The 1,552-nt window shown below is 55.2% G+C and carries 2 protein-coding genes; one reads left to right on the top strand and one right to left on the bottom strand.

The window, feature by feature from the left end; translation table 11 throughout:
• The first annotated feature begins 89 nt into the window (after window positions 1–89).
• The gene (locus QT222_RS01290; protein ID WP_014732704.1) at window positions 90–497 is read left to right on the top strand and encodes a hypothetical protein; all 408 of its coding nucleotides are present in this window, start codon (window positions 90–92) and stop codon (window positions 495–497) included.
• Here the strand turns inward: QT222_RS01290 and halH4 are convergent.
• On the bottom strand, window positions 498–1,552 hold a 1,055-nt coding region (gene halH4, locus QT222_RS01285), incomplete at its 5' end, for a halocin-H4 (protein WP_491476048.1).

Below are 1,552 nucleotides of genomic sequence, written 5' to 3'. Positions count from 1 at the left end.
AAGTCAGGGAGTGAGCAGTAGTGACTCTTGTCTCTCTTTTCTGCCCCTCCTGCCAAAAACACATTACCAACGGAACACACAGGTTCGGTATGCACCGCCGAACGCTGATTGTATCCGGACTCACCGCGATAGCGACCATCGTAACCGGCTGTCTGGCCGCCCCAACTGATTCACAAGGACCAACGTTTACTATCGACACGGCCGAGTCGCACATGCTTTCGTCTCAGGAACTTATCGCCGTAGTTGGGCTGAAAAAAGATGGTACTGGTGAGGGTGCCCCGACTATCCGATGGGAACTTAACGGCGGGGAGTACACTCAAGCGACTGAACAGCAGTTCGTAATCCCGGAGGATATGTCCGAGACAACAGTGTCTGTCTTTCTTAACTCACCGACCGAAGTCGTACCAGAAAAAATCGAGCGCTCGAGGGTGAAGCTTCTCCGGAGCGGTGCCTCCGACTCTGCCTGGGTAGAGGCACCGCTACAGACGGACGAGTAACTACTGTTTCCTACTCCGTTGTTTCTTTTTTTGCTCTATCTCCTCGTAGATTCGGTCCGGGATACTTGGGTTCTTCACCGGCTCGACCTCTATGAACTTCTTCGGATCGGCAACGTACACCATCTCGTCGGCTGCCGATTTGGAACGTCGGGACCCCGGTGGTCTGGCCGCAGCCACTTCCGTAGCGGGCACTCGGTAGATTCCCTCCTCTTCGAGCGTAGATATCGACTGCGTTGACGGGTCATCCGGCGCAGTGAATGTGACGTAGTACTTGGTCCGGACGGGGAACTCTGGGAAGGCAACGGCGATGTTATCGATCGTGAATGATTCGTACGAGTTCGAAGTCATCTCGTCGCGTGCCAGTAGGTACGTCGACGAATCGGCGTACAACGGCCCACTTAGCCCGTCGTAATCCCATTTTCTCTTGAGCGAACTGTCGTCTTCGTGCTGGCTCGCAATCCAGTTCACCATGTCGCTGAGGAAGTACGTGGCACCGAGTGCAAGACTCCCCATTGCGGGGTTGAGTGCCGTGAGAGCGAGCGTCACTCCGTCCCGAGCGAGCGCAAACTCGGTGTAATCGAACTCCGGTTGGGTATCGGCAGGGGTCGACCCGACCCAGTCGGAATCGTTCCGACTGTATAAATCCTGATTTATGTCGTTGAAGTTAATTTCCTGCCACCACATTTCTTTCGCCTTGTCGTCCTCTTTGACGTCACCGTTACTGTCCACAAATCGACAGGCAGTGGACCCACAAACGGTGAAGTCGAATTCCCAACCCCCGCTTCCATTTCCAAGACTCTCACGGTACACGGGCGGATACATCGTCAGGTCAGTTCCGAGACCGACTCTGAAGTCACCCTCGCCGTACATCTCGGCTCCGGTGTATTTATCATCTATCTGAACACTCTTCGGGTCTCCGTTCGGTCCGGGAGGTGCGATATCAGCGGTCGTAACCGATGAGCCGGTCGCCGCTTGAGTTCGTCCGACTGCCCCGAAACTAAGCGCTCCGTGACTGAAACCGCCGATTTTCTTTAACGTGCCTCGCCGACTTGTCC

The organism is Haloferax sp. s1 (assembly GCF_058382125.1).
This window is presented reverse-complemented; position numbering and strand designations above follow the sequence as displayed.

What these genes read in the sequence shown, in the direction of transcription:
- QT222_RS01290 (WP_014732704.1), top strand. Translation starts at nt 90, where the DNA reads ATGCACCGCCGAACGCTGATTGTATCCGGACTCACCGCGATAGCGACC.